The sequence below is a fragment of the Pseudolabrys sp. Root1462 genome (assembly GCF_001426945.1).
Taxonomy (GTDB): Bacteria; Pseudomonadota; Alphaproteobacteria; order Rhizobiales; family Xanthobacteraceae; genus Pseudolabrys.
This window is the reverse complement of the sequence record NZ_LMFS01000003.1, coordinates 322,450-342,837: the sequence shown is the minus strand read 5'-3', so window position 1 is coordinate 342,837 and position 20,388 is coordinate 322,450. Positions and strand designations below refer to the sequence as shown.

18 protein-coding genes are annotated in these 20,388 nt (G+C 65.1%); 10 read left to right on the top strand and 8 right to left on the bottom strand.

From position 1 onward, the window contains the following. Positions 1 to 2: 2 nt before the first annotated feature. The 4 genes from ASD45_RS18345 to ASD45_RS18330 form a co-directional block, all read right to left on the bottom strand. Positions 3 to 1,319 (bottom strand): hypothetical protein, encoded by a 1,317-nt coding sequence (locus tag ASD45_RS18345; protein ID WP_056913121.1) that lies wholly within the window; start codon positions 1,317 to 1,319, stop codon positions 3 to 5. 75 nt (positions 1,320 to 1,394) lie between these two features. After that, positions 1,395 to 2,108, bottom strand: a complete 714-nt coding sequence (locus tag ASD45_RS18340; RefSeq protein ID WP_056913120.1) for a uroporphyrinogen-III synthase — start codon at positions 2,106 to 2,108, stop codon at positions 1,395 to 1,397. A gap of 17 nt (positions 2,109 to 2,125) precedes the next feature. Beyond that, on the bottom strand, positions 2,126 to 3,052 hold the full coding sequence (hemC, locus tag ASD45_RS18335; RefSeq protein WP_056913119.1) for a hydroxymethylbilane synthase: 927 nt from the start codon (positions 3,050 to 3,052) through the stop codon (positions 2,126 to 2,128). A 74-nt stretch (positions 3,053 to 3,126) separates the two neighbouring features. Next, entirely contained in the window at positions 3,127 to 4,581 is a 1,455-nt protein-coding gene (locus tag ASD45_RS18330; protein ID WP_156380971.1) for an SGNH/GDSL hydrolase family protein, read from the bottom strand. Positions 4,582 to 4,591: 10 nt separating this feature from the next. Between ASD45_RS18330 and tsaD the strand changes: the two genes are divergently transcribed. The 9 genes from tsaD to purH all read left to right on the top strand — a co-directional run bounded on the left by tsaD (position 4,592) and on the right by purH (position 15,479). Then, on the top strand, positions 4,592 to 5,665 hold the full coding sequence (gene tsaD, locus ASD45_RS18325) for a tRNA (adenosine(37)-N6)-threonylcarbamoyltransferase complex transferase subunit TsaD (protein ID WP_056913117.1): 1,074 nt from the start codon (positions 4,592 to 4,594) through the stop codon (positions 5,663 to 5,665). A gap of 25 nt (positions 5,666 to 5,690) precedes the next feature. After that, entirely contained in the window at positions 5,691 to 6,665 is a 975-nt protein-coding gene (locus ASD45_RS18320; RefSeq protein ID WP_056913116.1) for an NAD(P)H-dependent glycerol-3-phosphate dehydrogenase, read from the top strand. A gap of 6 nt (positions 6,666 to 6,671) precedes the next feature. Continuing rightward, positions 6,672 to 7,088 carry an EVE domain-containing protein gene (locus tag ASD45_RS18315; RefSeq protein ID WP_056913115.1) on the top strand — a complete coding sequence of 139 codons (417 nt, stop codon included), beginning with the start codon at positions 6,672 to 6,674 and terminating at the stop codon, positions 7,086 to 7,088. A 186-nt stretch (positions 7,089 to 7,274) separates the two neighbouring features. Next, positions 7,275 to 9,233: an acetate--CoA ligase gene (acs, locus tag ASD45_RS18310; protein ID WP_056913114.1), complete on the top strand. Its 1,959-nt coding sequence runs from the start codon at positions 7,275 to 7,277 to the stop codon at positions 9,231 to 9,233. A 186-nt stretch (positions 9,234 to 9,419) separates the two neighbouring features. Further along, the gene (locus tag ASD45_RS18305) at positions 9,420 to 9,959 is read left to right on the top strand and encodes a L,D-transpeptidase (protein ID WP_056913113.1); all 540 of its coding nucleotides are present in this window, start codon (positions 9,420 to 9,422) and stop codon (positions 9,957 to 9,959) included. Further along, the gene (locus tag ASD45_RS18300) at positions 9,956 to 10,447 is read left to right on the top strand and encodes a L,D-transpeptidase (RefSeq protein WP_056913112.1); all 492 of its coding nucleotides are present in this window, start codon (positions 9,956 to 9,958) and stop codon (positions 10,445 to 10,447) included. The genes ASD45_RS18305 and ASD45_RS18300 overlap by 4 nt, the downstream gene beginning before the upstream one ends. 96 nt (positions 10,448 to 10,543) lie before the next feature. Further along, positions 10,544 to 11,887: a transcription antitermination factor NusB gene (locus ASD45_RS18295; protein WP_056913111.1), complete on the top strand. Its 1,344-nt coding sequence runs from the start codon at positions 10,544 to 10,546 to the stop codon at positions 11,885 to 11,887. 127 nt (positions 11,888 to 12,014) lie between these two features. Further along, positions 12,015 to 13,766, top strand: coding sequence for a heparinase II/III family protein (locus ASD45_RS18290; RefSeq protein WP_056913598.1), 1,752 nt, complete (start codon positions 12,015 to 12,017; stop codon positions 13,764 to 13,766). 120 nt (positions 13,767 to 13,886) lie between these two features. Beyond that, positions 13,887 to 15,479, top strand: a complete 1,593-nt coding sequence (purH, locus tag ASD45_RS18285) for a bifunctional phosphoribosylaminoimidazolecarboxamide formyltransferase/IMP cyclohydrolase (RefSeq protein WP_056913110.1) — start codon at positions 13,887 to 13,889, stop codon at positions 15,477 to 15,479. 12 nt (positions 15,480 to 15,491) lie between these two features. On the opposite strand, the gene ASD45_RS18280 is transcribed toward purH, so the two are convergent. From ASD45_RS18280 to fabA, 4 genes are all read right to left on the bottom strand, one after another. Beyond that, positions 15,492 to 16,598 (bottom strand): mandelate racemase/muconate lactonizing enzyme family protein, encoded by a 1,107-nt coding sequence (locus ASD45_RS18280; protein ID WP_056913109.1) that lies wholly within the window; start codon positions 16,596 to 16,598, stop codon positions 15,492 to 15,494. A gap of 46 nt (positions 16,599 to 16,644) precedes the next feature. Next, complete coding sequence (fabI, locus tag ASD45_RS18275) at positions 16,645 to 17,469, bottom strand: enoyl-ACP reductase FabI (RefSeq protein WP_056913108.1); 825 nt, start codon at positions 17,467 to 17,469, stop codon at positions 16,645 to 16,647. Positions 17,470 to 17,627: 158 nt separating this feature from the next. Next, positions 17,628 to 18,848 (bottom strand): beta-ketoacyl-ACP synthase I, encoded by a 1,221-nt coding sequence (gene fabB / locus ASD45_RS18270; protein ID WP_056913107.1) that lies wholly within the window; start codon positions 18,846 to 18,848, stop codon positions 17,628 to 17,630. Positions 18,849 to 18,967: 119 nt separating this feature from the next. Next, the gene (fabA, locus tag ASD45_RS18265; protein WP_056913106.1) at positions 18,968 to 19,501 is read right to left on the bottom strand and encodes a 3-hydroxyacyl-[acyl-carrier-protein] dehydratase FabA; all 534 of its coding nucleotides are present in this window, start codon (positions 19,499 to 19,501) and stop codon (positions 18,968 to 18,970) included. 416 nt (positions 19,502 to 19,917) lie between these two features. Between fabA and irrA the strand changes: the two genes are divergently transcribed. After that, entirely contained in the window at positions 19,918 to 20,388 is a 471-nt protein-coding gene (irrA, locus tag ASD45_RS18260) for an iron response transcriptional regulator IrrA (RefSeq protein WP_056913597.1), read from the top strand.

Genomic DNA, 20,388 nt, shown 5'->3' with positions numbered 1-20,388 from the left:
CCTCACCGCGATCCGAGCGAGCGCGCGCTGTCCGCGGCGACGTCGCGAGCGGCGGTGAGCGCCTTTTGCCGCGCGACCGCGCGCGTCACCCACGCTGATGCCTTCTGCCGCGCCGCTTCCGGCAGCTTGCCGATCTCGGTGAGCGCCGCGTCGATGTTGCCTTGCGCGGCATCGGTTTCGAGTCGAGCCATTACCGCCATCGTATCGTCGCCGGGCGGCGAGCCGACGGGCCGGATGCGGACCAGTCCTTCGGCATTGGCTTGCAGGCGCTCGAGGAAGCCGCCACTCGGCGCCGGCGTGCCGACGTCCTTTTTCAATTGCGGCAGCAGATCATTCAGTTCGCGGCCAAGATCCTTGACGCTCGGAACGCCGGACGCGGCGAACGGCCATAGCGGCGCCAGCGCCTTCTCATTCGCGCCTGCCGCTTTCGCCTGCGCCAACTCTTCCGCGAACGGCACGCCGCGCAGAACGGCGTCGCGCACTGCGGCCGTGCTCAAGGCGAGGCGCGCCGCGCGTTCGGACTGACTGGTGCGGGCGAGTTCCGCCTTCGCGCTCTTCGCCTGGTCTTCCAGTGCGGCAAGCCGCTGCTGCAATGGCGCCAGATCGGCCGACGACGCTCCGGCGGACGCCGCGCGCGACACAGTTTGCAAATCGCTGCGCAAATCGGCAGCGACCTTTTCGGCAGCTTCGGCGCGCGTCTGCGCGTCCTTGTTGCTGGCGGCAAGTTCATCATAACGACGATTCAACGCGGTTAGCGCCACGCCGAGCGACTTCATCGCATTGTCGTTGGCGGCGACACGGTCGCTGAGTTCTTTATCGCCGGTTGGTGCCGCCGCCGGCCGCTTCTGTAACTCGTCTTCAAGCTTGGCGATGCGCGCCGTCAGGGCGTCGTTTGCTGCGGCATTGCTTGCCGGTGTGGCCGGACGGCTCTGCAATTGCTTGACCTGCGCTTCGAGCGCGGCGACGCGCGGATCGGCCGGCGCGCTGCCTGTGGTCGGCAAGACACCGGCGTACCAGATGGCGGCACCGACCAACGTCATCGCCACGGCGCCGACCAGCCCCCCGAGCACCGCCGGCACCCATGGGCTGGCGCGTTCGGCAGTCGCAGATTCGATTGGCTCTGGACTGCCATCGGGTGGCGGCGAGCCTGCGTCTTCGGTCGCGGGCTGCGCCTCCGGCGACGGCCCGATCGGTCCATCATCGACCGGTCCGGATGCGGTCTCGACGGCCTGCACCTCTTCCGCCTTGAGGTCGATCGTCGGCGCTGTGCGCTTGTGGCGGCCGGCCGATGGGTCAGGCGTGGGGCGCTTGTCGTTCATGCAGGAAATCCTAGCGAATTACGGCGGTTACCGCAGCAATTAAAACCGGCGGTAAAATGAATGAGCCCGGCGAAGTCAGGCCGCCGCCTGATCGATCAACGCAACCATCGCCGATTCGTCAGGCCGCTTTGCGACAACGATGCGGGTGGCACCGGCATCGCGCAGGGGCTCGGCAATCTGGGCAGACAGGCAAAAGTGACGAATCTGGAGCGCCTTCTCGGTGATACCGGCGTCATGCGCACCGGTAACGTACTGCGCGGCACTTCGTTTCGAAAAATGCATCACGGCATCGGCGGCGCCGCTTTGTAGCGCTGCCGTCAGTTCTGCCGGAAACGGCTGCGGTACCGCGCGATAGATCACGACCAGTTCCGCAGCAATGCCGTGCACGGCGAGATCGCCGACGAGATCACCGGAGCGATCCTCGCCGGCAAGATACAGAAGCGGCGCCCTGGCATCGGGCCGCTGTTCGGCGATGAGACGGGTAAGGTCCTCGATATCCCCGCCGGCGACATGGATGTTGGTAAAGCCAACAGCGCGCGCTGCGTCACCGCTGCGCTTGCCCACCGCGAACAGCGCTAATGCCGAGAGCGTTGCGCAGGCCGGATGACCGGCAATCGCCGCCGCCGCATTGGCGCTGGTGATGACGACGGCGCCGTAGCGCTGGCGCAGGTCGACGGGCACCGTTTCGATGCGCAACAACGGGGCGATCAGCACCTCGTGGCCGTGCGCGCGCAACGCCGCGGCGGTGCGCTCGCTATCGTCTTGCGGTCGCGTGAGCACGATGCGCATGGCCGCACTCCCGCGGTTCAATCGAAGAAGCCCGGCCCGGCAATCTTCTTCAGCGCGCGGCCGGCGTCATCGCCGATCCTGACCGCGTCGCGGATATGGCCGTTGCCGGTGACGTCGTGCGCGCCCTTGCCATCCGGCCGCGCGATGAGACCGCGGAAGTGCAGCGTGTCGCCGGACAACGTGGCGTGCCCGGCGAGCGGCGTCTTGCACGAGCCGTCAAGCGCGGCGAGGAACGCGCGTTCGCAGGCGACCGCGATGAAGGTCGCGGTGTGGTTGATGCGCGCCACCATCTGCCTTGTGCGGTTGTCGTCACCGCGCGTCTCGATGCCGATGGCGCCTTGCGCCACCGCAGGCAGAAACTCTTCCACCGACATCGCCCGCGTCGCGTGCTGCGACAGTCCGAGGCGGTTCAGTCCGGCCATCGCCAGCAAGGTCGCATCGACTTCGCCGCTCTCCAATTTGCGCAGCCGCGTTTCGACATTGCCGCGCAACGGCGTCACCTTGAGATCGGGCCGCGCCGCCATAACGATGGCCTGCCGCCGCAACGATGCGGTGCCGAGATGCGCGCCCTGCGGCAGATCGGCCAGCGACTTGGCCTTGAGGCTGATGAAGGCATCGCGCGGATCCTCGCGCTCCAGACAGGCCGCCAGCAGAAGGCCCGGCTGCGAGATGGTCGGCATGTCCTTGGCGGAATGCACGGCAAGATCGATGCGGCCGCTCAGCAGGGCTTCCTCGATCTCCTTGGTGAACAGTCCCTTGCCGCCGACTTCGGACAGGGGCCGGTCCTGGATGGCGTCGCCGGTGGTCTTGATGACGACGATCTCGAACGCCGCCTCATCGGCGCCGTTGGCCCTCGCCAGCATGCTGCGCACAGTATTGGCCTGGACCAGCGCCAGCGGTGAGCCGCGCGTTCCGATGCGGAGAAGGGGAGCCGATTGCGCCATATATCCTCGCGATGCTGGGCACCTTTTAGCGCATCGGTCCGCAATTGGGAGGGGTCGCCGCGGGCAATCGGACGTCAGTTGCGGCTTTGGCCGGCAGCCGCCTTCGCCGGCATCTGCCGGGACAGAATGGCCTCTTTGATCAATACGGCGATCCGGCGCGACATCGGCGCGGTATAATGGAATGTGTCCACGTAAAGCGCCTCCTTGAGATTTTCCTGCATGTCCGCGAGCCAGACGAAGTTTGGGCTGGGCGGGAGGACATCGACCCGCTTGCGCATCAGCGGATAGCCGAATTTCGAGCCGACATGGCACCCCAGCTGGTTCGGCACGAAGGGATCATGGCGCGTATCGTATTTGTAGGTCGGAATCGGTTGCCACACGAACACGGTCTGGACGCCCGACACGTCACCGACGGCCGAAATCTGCTTCACATTGGCATAGTAGCGATCCATCACCGCTTCGAGTTCCTTGATGGGCGGCGACGGTTCTTCCCCGATGGCCGCTGACGGCTTCGTCGCATATTCCGGCATTGAGCCCGATGCGATGCGCGTTGCGGCGGCCCGCGCCAGCCGGACCAACGGCAAGGTCTCAAAAAACTGCCGGGCGAATTCCCAGCGCGTGGCAACGTCGTTACCGCGCGCCCGCGCCATGTAATCGTCGTGGAATGAATTGTAGAGATGCTCAAGCAACTGCCAGTTCGACGGCTTGCCGTCGCGGAAACAGAATTCGTTGAGGCCGTCGAAGAAAACCGCCATGTCGGCCCGGATGCCGCTGGCGAGCAACCGCTCGAAGACGATCTTCTCCTGACTGTTGATGTAGCTGGTGCGCCCGAAATTGTAGACATAGACCTTGCGGCCATCCGCGGCGCCCATCTCGTCCTGAAGATAGGATGCTATGGTCGCAAAATAGGGGCCGACGCCGAAGGCGGTCGAGCCGCCGAAGAACAGGATGTTGTAATTTTTCGGGTCGGGCGGCCACGGGCCCGGCTCACGCGTATCGCGGTAACCATTTTCATTGGCGTGATAATATTTGCCCATGAAGGCGTGCGTGCGGAAATGGACGTAACTCTCGAACTGAACGCCGCCCTGATAGGTTTCGTCCCACATCTGCCGGACGGCTTCGTCCGACGGCAGGTCGAACCAGAGCTTCTCGTCATAGCCCTTGGTCAGACTGATGCGCTGGGATTTGAAGTTCTGCGCAACGAGCTCGTCATGGGACAGCAGAATCGATGGATTTGCGACGAGCACTTTTTCAGCGCCCCAGTTTGCCACCATCAAAAGCCCGACCGTGACAACGGCGATTGTCACACCTTCTTGGACGCGGCGAAGCACCGAGGCCAATCCCATCCCCCTCACCCCTGGCGACGTCAACCCGTTGTCGAATCGACAGCCATCCGAGCCGGATTTGGCAGCGATTGCGGCTCCCTGGGCGCCGTGGATTGCGCCATAGGATATCTCAATGTTAGGGCACATTTTAGCGCACCACCACTCCCGTAATAGGGGAGGTCCGGCATAGTCCGGGGCCACCATTGAGAATCGAATGCTAGTCCTCGGCATCGAAACGACCTGTGATGAAACCGCGGCGGCTGTGGTCGAGCGCAATACCGACGGCTCGGCACGTATCCTGTCGAATGTCGTCCTCAGCCAGATCGAGCAGCATGCGGCCTTCGGCGGCGTGGTGCCCGAGATCGCCGCCCGCGCCCATGTCGAGGCGCTCGATTTGATCATCGACCAGGCGATGCGCGAGGCCGGCAAGAGCTATGACGACCTCGACGGCATCGCCGCGGCCGCCGGCCCCGGACTCATCGGCGGTGTCATCGTCGGCCTGACCACCGCCAAGGCGATTGCGCTGGTCAAGAACAAGCCGCTGATCGCCATCAATCACCTCGAGGCGCACGCGCTCACAGCACGGCTCACGGACAACACGCCGTTTCCGTATCTCCTGTTCCTCGCCTCCGGCGGCCACACCCAGATCGTCGCCGTGCTCGGCGTCGGCAACTATGTGCGGCTCGGCACCACGCAGGACGACGCCATCGGCGAGGCCTTCGACAAGACCGCGAAGCTGCTCGGCCTTGGCTATCCCGGCGGCCCGGAAGTCGAGCGTCAAGCGACGCGCGGCGACAAGGAGCGCTTCGCGCTGCCGCGACCGATGCAGCATCGCAAGGATGCCGACTTCTCCTTCTCCGGCCTCAAGACGGCCGTGCGGCTCGAGGCCGAACGCATCGCACCGCTGTCGCCGCAGGACGTTGCCGACATGTGCGCGTCGTTCCAGCAGGCTGTCGTCGAAGTGGTGCATGACCGGCTGCGCTCGGGCCTGCGCCTTTTCCGCGCGCGCTTTGGTGAACCGCATGCGCTGGTCGCCGCCGGCGGCGTCGCCGCCAACCAGGCGATCCGGGGCGCGCTCAACCGCGTTGCCATGGAGACCGGCACGCCCTTGGTCGCGCCGCCGCTCAATCTCTGCACCGATAACGGCGCCATGATCGCCTGGGCCGGAATCGAACGTCTGGCGCTCGGCCTGACCGACGCGATGGACATGGCGCCGCGCGCCCGCTGGCCGCTCGATGCCTCGGCTGCCGCGGAAGGTGCGCGGAAGCGCACCGCGGCGTATAAGTAAACGCAACATTGCCGGAAATCACTTCATGACCATCCAACGCATCGCGGTGCTGGGAGGCGGCGCCTGGGGTACGGCGCTGGCGCAGACTGCTGCCCGCGCCGGGCGCGCGGTGACGTTGTGGGAGTTCGATGCCGCCCATGCCGAGCATCTCGCGACCGCGCGCGAAAGCCGCTTCCTGCCGGGCGTCAAGCTCGAACCCTCGATCAAGGTGACGCGCGCGCTCGGTGAGGTCGCGCAAGCCGATGCCATCCTGCTCGTGGTGCCAGCGCAGGCGCTGCGGTCGGTGGTGGCGGCGCTGGCGCAGACCATGCGCGCCGGGACGCCGCTCATCGCCTGCGCCAAGGGCATCGAGCACGGCACGCACCAGTTCATGACCGAGATCATCGTCGAATGTGCAGGGAGCGCGGTGCCGGCGATCCTCTCCGGCCCCAGCTTCGCCGCCGATGTGGCGCGCGGCCTGCCGACCGCCGTAACGATCGCCGCCGCCGATGCCGGCATCGCCGAAGAGCTGGCGCATGCCCTGAACTCCGGCAGCTTCCGGCCGTATCACACCACCGATATCCGCGGCGTCGAGATCGGCGGCGCGGTGAAGAACGTGCTGGCGATCGCCTCCGGTATTGTCACCGGGCGCGGCTTAGGGGCCAGCGCCTCAGCAGCACTGACGACGCGCGGCTTTGCCGAGATGGTGCGCTTCGGCCGCGCGCTGGGCGCCCGGCCGGAAACGCTGACCGGCCTGTCCGGGCTTGGCGATCTCATCCTCACCTGCTCGTCGCCGCAGTCGCGCAATTTCTCCTACGGCGTCGCCCTCGGCCGCAACGAAGCGCCAAGCGGCAAACTCGCCGAAGGCGCCTTCACCGCGCCGGTGCTGCTGGAGATGGCGCGTGACAAGAATATCGACATGCCGATTTCGGCGGCGGTAGCCGCGGTGCTGGCGAAGCAGCTCAGCGTCGATGAGGCCATCGCGGCGCTCCTGGCGCGGCCGATCAAGGCGGAGGAGTAGACAGCGATGGCCTACTGGCTTTTGAAATCCGAGCCCGATGCCTGGTCGTGGGACCAGATGGTCAAAGCCGGGTCCAAGGGCACCGCCTGGACCGGCATCCGCAATCACACCGCCAAGCTCAACATGAAGAAGATGAAGAAGGGCGATCGCGGCTTCTTCTATCATTCGAATATCGGCAAGGAGATCGTCGGCATTGTCGAGGTCATCAAGGAAGCCTATGCCGATCCGACCGCGGAGGCCGGCTCGCCCTGGGTATGTGTCGACGTGAAGGCGGTCGAGCCGCTGAAAAAGCCGGTATCCCTGGCCGCCATCAAGGCGGAGCCTAAGCTCGCCGATATCCAGTTGCTGAAGCAGTCGCGGCTGTCGCTGCCGGCTATCACCGACGGCGAATGGAAGGCGATCTGCAAAATGGGCGGCCTGTAGGATCCGCCCCCGCTGTCGGCCCTAAACCTGTCCCGGCATTGACATTTCCCAAATGTCGCACACGACGAAAGTCGCAAGGTGAGCGCTTGTGACCGCTCGGCCCGGCGGCGCATAATGCCGCACGAACCATAAGGGCGCCCGGGCCAAACGGGGCGCCGGGTAAGGGCGATACCGGGAGGGAGTGCGATGTCCGACGACAAGATTTACGACGTGCCGGCCGACTGGAAGACCAAGGCCTACGTCGACGAAGCGAAGTACAAGGAAATGTACGCGCGCTCGATCAAGGACCCGAACGGCTTCTGGGGCGAGCAGGCCTCGCGCCTCGACTGGATCAAGAAGCCGACCAAGGTCAAGAACACGACCTATGATCCGCACAACGTCTCGATCAAGTGGTTCGAGGACGGCACGCTGAACGCCTGTTTCAACTGCGTCGACCGCCATGTCGCCAAGCGGGGTAACCAGACCGCGCTGATCTGGGAAGGCGACGACCCGAAGGACGACAAGAAGATCACCTACAAGGAACTGCACGAGCAGGTGCAGGTCTTCGCCAACGTGCTAAAGGCGCGCGGCGTCAAGAAGGGCGACCGCGTCACCATCTACATGCCGATGATCACGGAGGCGGTCGTCTCGATCCTCGCCTGCGCGCGCATCGGCGCCGTGCATTCGGTGATCTTCGGCGGCTTCTCGCCCGACTCGATCGCGGGCCGCCTCGAGGACTGCAAATCGACCGTCATCGTGACCGCCGACGAAGGCCTGCGCGGCGGCCGCAAGGTGCCGCTGAAGGCCAATGTCGATGCAGCCTGCGACAAGGTCGGCGGCGTTAACACCGTGATCGTCATCAGGCGCACCGGCGCTGCGGCGAACATGGAGCCCGGCCGGGATTTTTATTACGACGATCTCGCCATGACGGTGCCGGCGGAATGTCCGTGCGAGCCGATGAATGCCGAGGATCCGTTGTTCATCCTCTACACCTCGGGCTCGACCGGCAAGCCGAAGGGCGTGCTGCACACCACCGGCGGCTATCTGCTCTATGCGTCGATGACGCACCAATACGTCTTCGATTATCACGACGGCGATGTGTACTGGTGCACCGCCGACGTCGGCTGGGTCACCGGCCACAGCTACATCATTTACGGCCCGCTCTCGAACGGCGCCATCTCGCTGGTGTTCGAAGGCGTGCCGAACTATCCGACCACGTCGCGCTTCTGGGAAGTCTGCGACAAGCATCAGGTCAATATCATCTACACCGCGCCGACCGCGATCCGCGCGCTGATGCAGGGCGGCGAAGGGCCAGTGAAAAAGACGTCGCGCAAGTCGCTGCGTCTGCTCGGTTCGGTCGGCGAGCCGATCAACCCCGAAGCGTGGGAGTGGTACTACCACGTCGTCGGTGACGACCGTTGCCCGATTGTCGATACCTGGTGGCAGACAGAGACCGGCGGCATTCTCATTACCCCGCTGCCCGGCGCGACCCAGCTCAAGCCTGGTTCGGCGACGCTTCCGTTCTTCGGCATCGTACCGGAAATCGTCGATGCCGAAGGCAAGGTGCTCGAGGGCGCCACCACCGGTAATCTGTGCATTGCCGACTCATGGCCCGGCCAGATGCGCACGGTTTACGGTGACCACCAGCGCTTCATCGACACCTACTTCAAGACCTACCCGGGCAAGTACTTCACCGGCGACGGCTGCCGCCGCGACGGCGACGGCTATTACTGGATCACCGGCCGCGTCGATGACGTCATCAACGTCTCCGGTCACCGCATGGGCACGGCGGAAGTCGAAAGCGCATTGGTCGCGCATGCCAAGGTGTCGGAAGCGGCGGTCGTCGGCTATCCGCACGACATCAAGGGTCAGGGCATCTACGCCTACGTCACCCTGATGGCGGGCGAGAAGCCGACCGAGGAACTGCGCAAGGAACTGGTGCAGTGGGTGCGCAAGGAGATCGGCCCGTTCGCGGCGCCCGATCTCATCCAGTTCTCGCCCGGCCTGCCGAAGACACGCTCCGGCAAGATCATGCGGCGCATCCTGCGCAAGATCGCCGAGGACGAGTTCGGCAATCTAGGCGACACTACGACGCTCGCCGATCCGGCGGTGGTCGATGACCTGATCAGCAACCGCCAGAACAAGAAGGCGGAAGCGAAGGTCTGATGCGCCGTCGTTAAGCAAGGCGGAGACTAAAAAGGCCCTCTCTCGCGCCGCGAGAGAGGGCTTTTTCACGCTTGCCTCAAAGCCGCGAAGTTCCACCGGCCGCGTTTACGTTACCGCGAGCTTTCCGTCGGCGGCGCCGCGAGCCGCCTTATGATTGCGGCATTGGAATAATTCCCGGGCCGCGTCATGACTCATGTTCTCCTCAAACGGACGGTGCTGTTCGTCACATTCGTTCTCTGCTGGGCGGTGTTTGCCGCCGTCATCGCGCATGGCGCGCCTGCTGACGCAAGTCCGCGCGGCGTCGTGCCGTTTTCCGGCTTTGCTCCCGGCACCATCGTCGTGAAGACAAACGAGCGCCGCCTGTATCTGGTGCTCGATGACTATCGCGCGCTGCGCTTTCCGGTCGGCGTCGGCCGCGAAGGCAAAGCCTGGACCGGCACCGCGCGCATCGAAGGCAAATATGTGAAGCCGGCCTGGTCGCCGCCGGAAGAAATCCGCCGCGAACATCCGGACCTGCCGGAGGTCATTGCCGGCGGCAGCCCGCACAACCCGATGGGCGACGCGGCGCTGACGATGCGCGGCGGCGAATACGCCATCCACGGTACCAACAATCCCCGCTCGATCGGCGGCTTCGTCTCCTACGGCTGCATCCGTATGTTCAACCGCGACATCCGCGAACTATATCGCATGGTCGCCGTCGGCACGCCGGTCATCGTCGAGCAATGACGTCTCTACGGCCGGTCGCCGCCTTCCTCTTTCTCATTGCCACTCTGTTCGCTACGTCGCCGGCCTTCGCGCGCGGCGACGTCGTGGCCTTCCGCAGCGCCTACCGGCCCGGCACCATCATCGTCGCCACCGGGCAGCGGCAGTTGTTCTACGTCGTCGATCGGGAACGGGCCGTCCGTTATCCGGTTGGCGTCGGTCGCGCCGGCATGGCCTGGCACGGCACCGCCTATGTGGCCGCCAAGCACATCCGGCCCGCCTGGGCGCGCATCCCGGGGCGCACGCCGACCTATCCCGGCGGTTCGCCAAACAACCCGATGGGCGCCGCGGCCATGGGTCTCGACCGCGGCAATTACGCCATCCACGGCACCAACGATCCGCCCTCGATCGGCGGCTTCGTGTCGCATGGCTGCATCCGGATGTTCAATGAGGACATCATGGACCTGTACCGCCGCACGCCGATCGGCACCGAAGTCCACGTCCTGCAGTAGATTCTCGCCTCGACGCCACCGCAAATTCCGGAAAGTCGCCGATATTTGGCGGCGCGCTCGCGCCCGTGACACAATTCGTGGCAATAAGGGATCGTCATGGCGCGTCCGCGAATCTCCCCACAACCCGAAGTCCCCGGCCTCGCCGCTCGGCGCATCGCCGCCGATATCATCGATGGCGTGCTGCGCCGCCGCCTGCCGCTGGACGAACAGCTCTCCGGCAAGGCGGCGCATTTCGGGCTGGCGACACTCGCCGAGCGCGATCGCGCGCTGACGCGACGTCTGGTCGCCACCGTGCTGCGCCGGCTTGGCACCTTGCGCCATCTGGTCGGCGGCTTTCTCGACAAGGGTTTTCCGGCCGAGGCGCCCCGTGTTGAAACCATCCTGCTGATCGGCGCGGCGCAGATCCTCTGGCTCGATGTGCCGGACCACGCCGCGGTCGATCTGTCGGTGCGGCTGGCGCAGGCCGATCGCCGCGGCGGACGTTATGCCGGCCTGGTCAACGCGGTGCTGCGCCGCGTTACGCAGTCGCGCGGCACCTTCGACGATACCGACGCCTCGCGCGATACGCCGGCCTGGCTGACGACGCGATGGCAGAAGACTTACGGCGAAGAGACCGCGCTTGCCATCGCCCAGGCCAACGGGCATGAGCCGGCGCTCGACATCACCGTCAAAGCCGACGCCGCATCATGGGCCGAGCATCTCCACGGCAGAGTGCTGCCGACCGGAACCGTGCGCACGCTGGCGCATGGCGCCATCTCGCTGCTGCCGGGCTTTGCCGAGGGCGTGTGGTGGGTGCAGGACGCGGCGGCCTCGATCCCGGCGCGCCTGTTCGGCGACATCAGCGGCAAAGAGGTTTGCGACTTGTGTGCCGCGCCGGGCGGCAAGACGGCCCAGCTTGCGGCTGCGGGCGGTCACGTCACCGCGGTCGATCGCTCCCCGGCGCGCATCGCCCGGCTGAAGGAGAATTTCGCGCGCCTCAAGCTCAATGTCGAAACTGTCGCGGCCGATGCGCTGGAATGGCAGCCAGGCAAGCAGTTCGACGCCGTGCTGCTCGATGCACCCTGCACCGCGACGGGAACCATCCGCCGCCATCCCGATGTGCCTTGGCTCAAATCGGAAAATGATCTTGGCGTACTGACGCCGTTGCAGAGCCGGCTGCTCGACCGCGCCGTGGAACTGACCCGGCCAGGCGGCACGCTGGTCTACTGCACCTGTTCGCTCGAGCCGGAAGAAGGCGAGGCGCAGATCGCCGCCCTGCTGACGCGCGACCCGCGGCTGGCTCGCGCACCGATTGCCGCAGCGGACGTATTCGGCCGTGCCGAATTCGTCAGTGAGGCTGGCGACCTGCGCACGCTGCCGCATTACCTGCCCGACGAGGACCCGCGCTGGGGCGGCCTTGATGGCTTTTTCGCCGCCCGGCTGATCCGGAAAGACGCGTAAGGCCCGACTTATGCACCGCTGGACCGGGCCGCCGGGGCTTTATTGGCCCGCCGCGGACCCTTCCGCTATCCTACGGATTGCACGCGGGAATCGCCTGCGGTGCTGGGGACGAATGAGGGCAATGCGGATTTCGGTCGGCGAGCGCGCCAGACTATCGTTGCTGGTCGGGCGCCGCGCGTTGCGCAGCCTCGTTGGCGGCGGCGGCACGCATCCGCTGCTGCGCTGGCGCTATGGTTCGGGCAAGACCGACCGGCTTGTCATCGCGCCGCAGGACCTGCGCACCGCCGACGCCACCCGCGCCGCCGAAATTTACGCCGGCCGCTTCGCCTTCGCCGGCAAGGTGGTGATCTGCGATCGGCGGTCGCCCTTCGAGATGACGCCGCCGTCGGATGAATGGGCGACGGCTTTGCTCAGCTTCGTCTGGCTTCGCCATTTGCGCGCCGCCGACTCGGCCATCACGCGTGCCAATGCACGCTCGCTGATTGACGAGTGGATCAACGCCCAGGGCGGTTGGGATCCGCTCGCTTGGCAGCCGGAGGTGCTGTCGCGGCGCATCATCTGCTGGCTGTGCCATTCGCCTTTCATCTTGCAGGACGCCGACGCCCGCTTCTACCGGCGCTTCATCCGCAGCCTGCAGCGGCAGGTACGCTTTCTGCGCCGCACGGCGAACGATTCGCGCAACGGCTTGCCGCGCCTGCAAGTGCTGATCGCGCTGACCTACGCGGCGCTCTGCCTCAACGGCCTCTCCGGACAATTGCGCCCGATCGCGCGGCGGCTGATCGATGAATTGCGCGCGCAGGTGCTGCCCGACGGCGGCCATCTCAGCCGCAATCCCGGCGCGCTGATCGAGATCGTCATCGACCTGTTGCCGCTGCGGCAACTGTTCTCGGCGCGCAATCTGCAGCCGCCGCAGGCGATCAACAACGCCATCGACCGCATGATGCCGATGCTGCGCTTCTTCCGGCACCCTGATGGCAATTTCGCGCAATTCAACGGCATGGGTCCGACACCGGTCGATCTTTTGGCCACCGCGCTCGCCTATGACGACGCACGCGGCGCGCCGCTGTCGAACGCGCCCCATTCCGGTTATCAGCGCATCGATGCCGACGCGACCGTGCTGCTGATGGATACCGGCAAACCGCCGCCGGTAGCACTATCGACCGAAGCGCATGCCGGCTGCCTGTCGTTCGAGATGTCGTTCCGGCAGCATCGCATCGTCGTCAATTGCGGTTTGCCAGCGATGAATCGCGAGAACTGGCGGCAGGTGGCGCGCGCCACAGCGGCGCATTCGACGGTCACCTTCAATGACACTTCGTCGTGCCGCTTTCTCGAATCGAAATCGCTGTGCCGGCTGCTCGGCGGCACGCCGATCGTTTCCGGGCCGCGACACATCGGCATCGAACGGCACGACAACGAGGGCGGCATCACGACGCTGACCGCATCGCATGACGGTTATGCCGCCGAATTCGGCGCGATCCATACGCGCACGCTCAAGGTCAGCGAGGACGGCCGCAGCATTGACGGCGAGGATATGTTCACGCCGTCGCACAAGAAGTTCGACCTCAAGAAAGGCGACGAATACGCGATCCGCTTTCATCTGCATCCTTCGGTCAAGGCCAGCCGCCTGTCCGAAGGCCGCGGCGTCATCCTGGTGCTGCCGGACAAGGAAGTGTGGACCTTCGCCACCATGGGCGAGCGGGTCGACGTCGAAGAGAGCGTGTATCTGGCGGGGCCGGATGGCCCGCGCCGCGCCGTGCAGATCGTCATTTACGGCCACGCCCGGCAGGCCGAGAAGGTGCGCTGGAGCTTCCGCCACACGCCGCCGGCAGCAACCGGCCCGCGGATCGATCGCGCCGACGAGCCCGAACTCCCGCTTTAGCGGCGGCGCCCTGTGAACAGGGGGCAAAATGCGGGGAATCCCGCATACCCCTGGGCCCGTTTCCTGTGCTAGCCACGGGCGAACACCCCGAAACAAACAGCGATCCCGAGCAGCCGTCCAATGCCCAGCCATCCGCGCCGCGTTACCCGTGCTCTCCTGTCGGTATCCGACAAAGCCGGCCTGATCGACTTCGCCAGACAGCTGGCGCAATTCGATATCGAGCTGGTCTCGACCGGCGGCACCGCCAAGGCCCTCAAGGACGCCGGCCTGCGTGTCGAAGACGTTTCCGAACTGACCGGCTTTCCCGAGATGATGGACGGCCGCGTCAAGACGCTGCATCCGAACGTCCATGGCGGCCTGCTGGCAATCCGCAACAATGCGGAACATGCCGCGGCGATGAAGGCGCACAACATCAAGGCGATCGATCTCCTGGTGGTGAACCTCTATCCATTCGAGGAAACCGTCGCCAAGGGTGCGGACTACGACGACTGCATCGAGAACATCGACATCGGCGGGCCGGCGATGATCCGCGCCGCTGCGAAGAACCACGGCGATGTCGCTGTCGTCGTCGATACGACCGATTATGCCGTGGTGCTCGACGAACTGACGAAGCACAGCGGCATGACGACCTTAGAGACGCGCCAGAAGCTGGCCGCGAAGGCCTATGCGCGTACCGCCGCCTATGATGCCGCGATTTCCAACTGGTTCGCCGCGACGTTGAAGAACGATGCGCCCGATTATCGCGCCTTCGGCGGCCGGCTGGCGCAGCCCTTGCGCTATGGTGAAAATCCACACCAGACTGCCGCATTCTATCGCACGCCGAATGTGCGCGCCGGAGTCGCCACCGCCCAGCAGGTGCAGGGCAAGGAACTGTCCTACAACAATATCAACGACACCGACGCGGCCTATGAAGCGATTGCCGAGTTCGATCCGAAGCGCACGGCGGCCTGCGTCATCGTCAAGCACGCCAATCCGTGCGGCGTCGCGGAAGGCGCTTCGCTGCTCGAAGCCTACAAGAAGGCGCTGGCCTGCGACTCGACATCGGCATTCGGCGGCATCGTCGCGCTGAACCGACCGCTCGACGCGGACGCAGCAAAGGCGATCACCGAGATTTTCACCGAGGTCATTATCGCGCCGGCCGCCAGCGATGAAGCCATCGCCATCGTCGCCGCCAAGAAGAACCTGCGACTGCTCATCGCCGGCGGCGTGCCGGATCCGCGCGAACAAGGCCTGCTGGTGAAATCGGTTGCCGGCGGCCTGCTGGTGCAGTCGCGCGACAACGCCGTGGTCGACGACATGGAATTGAAGGTCGTCACCAAGCGCGCGCCGAGCGCCGCCGAGCTCAACGACCTGCGTTTCGCTTTCCGCGTCGCCAAGCACGTCAAGTCGAACACCATCATCTACGCCAAGGACCTTGCCACCGTGGGTATCGGCGCCGGGCAGATGAGCCGCGTCGATTCAGCGCGCATCGCCGCGCGCAAGGCGGAAGACGCGGCCAAGGAACTGAAACTCTCGGCGCCGCTGACCAAGGGTTCGGTCGTAGCTTCCGACGCGTTCTTCCCGTTTGCGGACGGGCTGCTGGTCGCGATCGAAGCCGGCGCCACCGCGGTCATTCAGCCCGGCGGCTCCATGCGCGATGCGGAAGTCATCGAGGCGGCCGACAAGCACGGCATCGCCATGGTCTTCACCGGCACGCGGCACTTCAAGCACTGAGCGACCAGCGCCTTACTGCACCGCGTAGCGCGCCATCACGTCGCGGTCGGGCTCGAGGCCGAGGCCAGGTCCCTCCGGCACGCGGATGGCGCCGTCAGCGTTGAGCGCCAGGGCATCGCCCCACAGGCACGCGGCGCGATCCATGTAGTACCACTCGACCAAGGACGTATCGTCGCGCAGCGACAGCATCTGCAAGGTAGCGATCAGGCCCGGCCCGAAATAGGGCGAGTGCGGCATCAGCCGCACGTTGGAGCGATCCGCCAGCGCGGCGACGCGACCAAACTCGGTGACACCGCCCACCTTGGTGATCGAGGGCTGCACAAAGGTCACGGCATTGCGCGAAATCATGTCGTTGAACTGCCACGCCGTGCAACAGTTCTCCCCGGCGGCAACCGCGATGCGGCCGTTCATCTGTATTCGAGCCAGCGAGCGAAAATCCTCCGGCGGCCACACCGGCTCCTCGAGGAACAGCGGCGCGTAAGGCCGGCACGATGTGGCAAAGGCAATGGCGTCGGCCGCACTCATCGGACAGTTCATGTCCACCATCAGAGGCACGTCGGGACCGATGGCACCGCGCGCGGCGGCAACGGCCTCGACCGTGGTCTCATGAATCTTGATGGCGCGATAACCCTCCGCCACCGCCTTTTTGCACTCGCTCGCCACCGCGTCCGGGTCGCCGATCGATAGCAGACTGGCATAGGCAGGAATGGCGGAGCGCCGCCGCGGGCCGATCAGATCGGACAGTGGCTTGCCGGCGATCTTGCCGGCGAGATCCCAGAGCGCGATGTCGAGTCCGGAGATCGCGAACATGGTGATGCCGTAGCGGCCGAACAAATGCAGTTGCCGCTGCAGGCGATCGGTAAAGCCCTGGAGCTCGTCGAGCTGCGGAACGGCAAGACCGACGACGCGCGAGGCGACCATCTGCCTGATCGCGGCGACCACTGCATCGGAGCAGGCATAGGCAAAGGCATCGCCCCAGCCGGTCAGGCCGGTATCGGTGACGACCTCGACCAGCACCGTATCGAGCGCGTTCGTACCCTTGCCAAAGCGGGCGGCGCTGGCCGGGCCGGCATCGAACGGAATACGGACGCGATGGGGAATGACTTTGTCGATGATCATCGCGATGAGCCCGGCCTCGAGGCCGGCGGCCCGGAATGACCGCCGTTCACTTCTCGCCGTTCTCGACCGAGCCGCCGGCCTCTCTCAGTGCCGCCGGCTGCGGCATGGCGATGACATTGTAGCCGCTGTCGACGAAATGGATTTCGCCGGTCACGCCGGTCGACAAGTCCGAACACAGATACAGACCCGAGCCGCCGAGGTCTTCCAGGGTTACGCCGCGACCGAGCGGCGAATATTTCTGCTGGAAGGCGAACATGTAGCGCGCGTCGCCAATACCGGCGCCGGCCAGCGTGCGGATCGGACCCGCCGAGATCGCGTTGACGCGAATCTTCTGGTGGCCGAAATCGACGGCGAGGTAGCGCACCGAGGACTCGAGCGCCGCCTTGGCAAGACCCATGACGTTGTAATTGGGCATGGCGCGATCGCCGCCGTTATAGGTCAGCGTCACCATGGAGCCGCCGTTCGGCATCAGCTCCGCCGCGCGCTTGGCGCTCTCGGCGAAGGAGAAGCACGAGATCACCATGGTGCGCACGAAGTTCTCGCGCGTGTTGTCGGCGAAGCGGCCCTTCAGTTCGTTCTTGTCGGAGAAACCGACGGCGTGAACGAAGAAGTCGAGGGTACCCCACTTCTCCTTGAGCGTCGCCCACACCTTGTCGACCGAGGCGATGTCCTCGACGTCGCAAGGCAGGATGAGGTCGGAATTGGTCTGCTCGGCGAGCGGCTTGACGCGCTTCAAGAGCGCGTCGCCCTGATAGGTATAGGCGATCTGAGCGCCGTGCTGATGCAGCGTCTTCGCGATGCCCCAGGCGATCGAGTGGTCGTTGGCGACCCCCATGATCAGCCCGCGCTTACCTTCCATCAAACCCGGCATGATTCTCAGCCTTTATCTTTGACCATCGTGCTGTCATTCCGGCCGAGCGCAGCGAGAGCCGGAATCCATATTCCCTGTATTGCGACGAACCGAAACACCGGGGTTATGGATTCCGGGCTCGAGCGTTTCACGCGCGCCCCGGAATGAGGGAGAAATAATTACGCATCCAGACGCTTGAACACCAAGGTCCCGTTGGTGCCGCCAAAGCCAAACGAGTTGGACATAGCGGCCCCGATTTCGACATTGTCCTTGCGCTCGCGCAGGATCGGCATGTCGGCAAATTCAGGATCCAGGTTCTGGATGTTGGCGCTCTCGCACAGGAAGCCGTTGTTCATCATCAACAGCGTGTAGATCGCTTCCTGGACGCCGGCGGCGCCGAGCGAATGTCCGGTCAGCGATTTGGTCGCCGAGATCGGGGGGCACTTGTCGCCGAACACAGCGCGGATGCCCTCGATTTCCTTGGCGTCGCCGACCGGCGTCGCGGTGGCGTGCGGATTGATGTAGTCGATCGGAACCTTGCAGGTCTCGAGCGCCAGCCTCATGCAGCGCTGCGCGCCTTCGCCCGATGGCGCCACCATATCGTAGCCATCCGAGGTCGCGCCGTAGCCGCCGACTTCGGCGTAGATCTTCGCGCCTCGCGCCTTGGCATGTTCGAGTTCTTCGAGCACGAGAACGCCGGCACCGCCGGCGATGACGAAGCCGTCGCGATCCTTGTCGTAAGCGCGCGAAGCGGTCTGCGGCGTGTCGTTATATTTCGACGACATCGCGCCCATCGCGTCGAACAGGTTGGACATGGTCCAGTCGACGTCCTCGCACCCGCCGGCGAACATCACGTCCTGCTTGCCCCACTGGATCATCTCGGCGGCGTTGCCGACGCAATGCGTCGATGTCGCGCAGGCGGACGCGATCGAATAGTTGACGCCTTTGATCTTGAACCAGGTGGCGAGCGTCGCCGACGCGGTCGACGACATCGCCTTCGGCACGGCAAACGGACCGATGCGCTTCGGGCTGGTGTTCTTGCGGGTGGTATCGGCGGCATCGACAATGGTGCTGGTGGTCGGGCCGCCCGAGCCCATGATGATGCCGGTACGCGGATTGGAGATGTCCTTGTCCTCGACGCCGCTATCGCGGATCGCCTGCTCCATCGCGATGTGGTTCCAGGCGGCGCCGCGTCCGAGGAAGCGCATGGCGCGGCGATCGATCATCGTTTCGGCATCGATCTGCGGCATGCCATGCACCTGGCAGCGGAAGCCGAGCTCGGCGTATTTATCGGCGCGGGAAATGCCGGATTTGGCCTCGCGCAGACTGGCGAGCACTTCCTGCGTGTTGTTGCCGATGGAGGAGACGATCCCCATCCCTGTGACGACCACCCGTCGCATCGTCGCTTCCCTTCACATGATTTCCGCGGTTGGGGCAAAGATTGGCCCGCCAACCACAATCCGCAAGATTGGAGATTGTCAACGCCGGACGATCTGCACCGTCACAAGCGGCTGGGCCATCAGGCCCCGGACGGCTGCAGGGCCTCTTCCTGCTGGAACAGGCCGACCTTGAGGTCGCTGACCTTGTAGATCACGGTGCCGTCGGCCGACAGCCAGCCGTCGGCGATGCCGAGCACCAGTTTCGAGCGCATCACGCGCTTGAAATCGACTCCATAGACGATCTTTTTGACCGAGGGCAGCACCTGGCCGGTGAATTTCACTTCGCCGGTGCCGAGCGCTCGTCCTTTGCCCGGCGCGCCTAGCCAGCCGAGGAAAAAGCCGACCATCTGCCACAGCGCATCGAGGCCGAGACAGCCCGGCATCACCGGATCGCCTTTGAAATGACAGAGGAAAAACCAGAGGTCCGGCTTCACATCGAGCTCGGCGCGCACCAGGCCCTTGCCATTGGCGCCGCCGGTTTCGGAAATTTCGGTGATACGGTCGAACATCAGCATCGGCGGCAGCGGCAGCTGGGCGTTGCCGGGACCGAACAGCTCGCCCCGGCCACAGGCCAGCAAATCCTCGTAGCCAAAACTGCTGCGGCGTTCCGTCATTATTCAAAGTTCCCGATTTGGCGGCTCGACTGAGCCCTTGAGCCACCGCCTGAATTTTCCGAAATGCCTAACACACCGGGCCACGACCGGCAAAGGTGGCCGGGGCCATGCGGCGGACCCTCGACACGCCCAAAGGCGCGACAAAATGGCCTTGCTGACGGCGCTCCGACCGGCCCCTTGAGGGCCGTTGCGCGGTTGCGCCGGGGCCGGTGCCCCGTTATGTTGCAAGTGTAACTGGTTGTGCCTAGCCGCCATTTCGGCCGGTTTCATCCGCACTATCGTTCTCGTGGCGCCACCCCCGCGAATACGGTATAGCCCGGAGTGGAACGTGCTGCGAATGAATGGCAGAAGCGTTCCGAGTTTGAGTGCAATTTTGCGTAGAATGAGCTGACCAACTGATGACCGAAACCCGGACCATGATGCTCCCTGTAGCCAAGGCCGATGCGGCCGCCGCGCCGGACCGTTCGGCCTTCACCGGCTGCCCCTGGCACGACGTCAAGTCGATGCTGCGTGATGTCGGCCTACGCCCGACCCGTCAGCGCATGGCGCTGGGCTGGATCCTGTTCGGCAAGGGCGATCGCCACCTGACCGCCGAGGCGCTGTACGAGGAAGCGACCCGCGCCAAGGTGCCGGTCTCGCTCGCGACCGTTTACAACACGCTTCATCAGTTCACCGAAGTCGGCCTGCTGCGTCAGGTCCCGGTCGATGGCACCAAGGCCTATTTCGACACCAACGCCTCGGCGCATCACCACTTCTTCGTCGAGGGCGAAGACGAACTGCTGGATATCCCGTCGAGCGACGTCATCGTCGGCAAGACGCCGGAAGCGCCGGAAGGCTATGAGATCGCGCGCGTCGACGTCGTCGTGCGGCTGCGCCGCAAAGCCTGA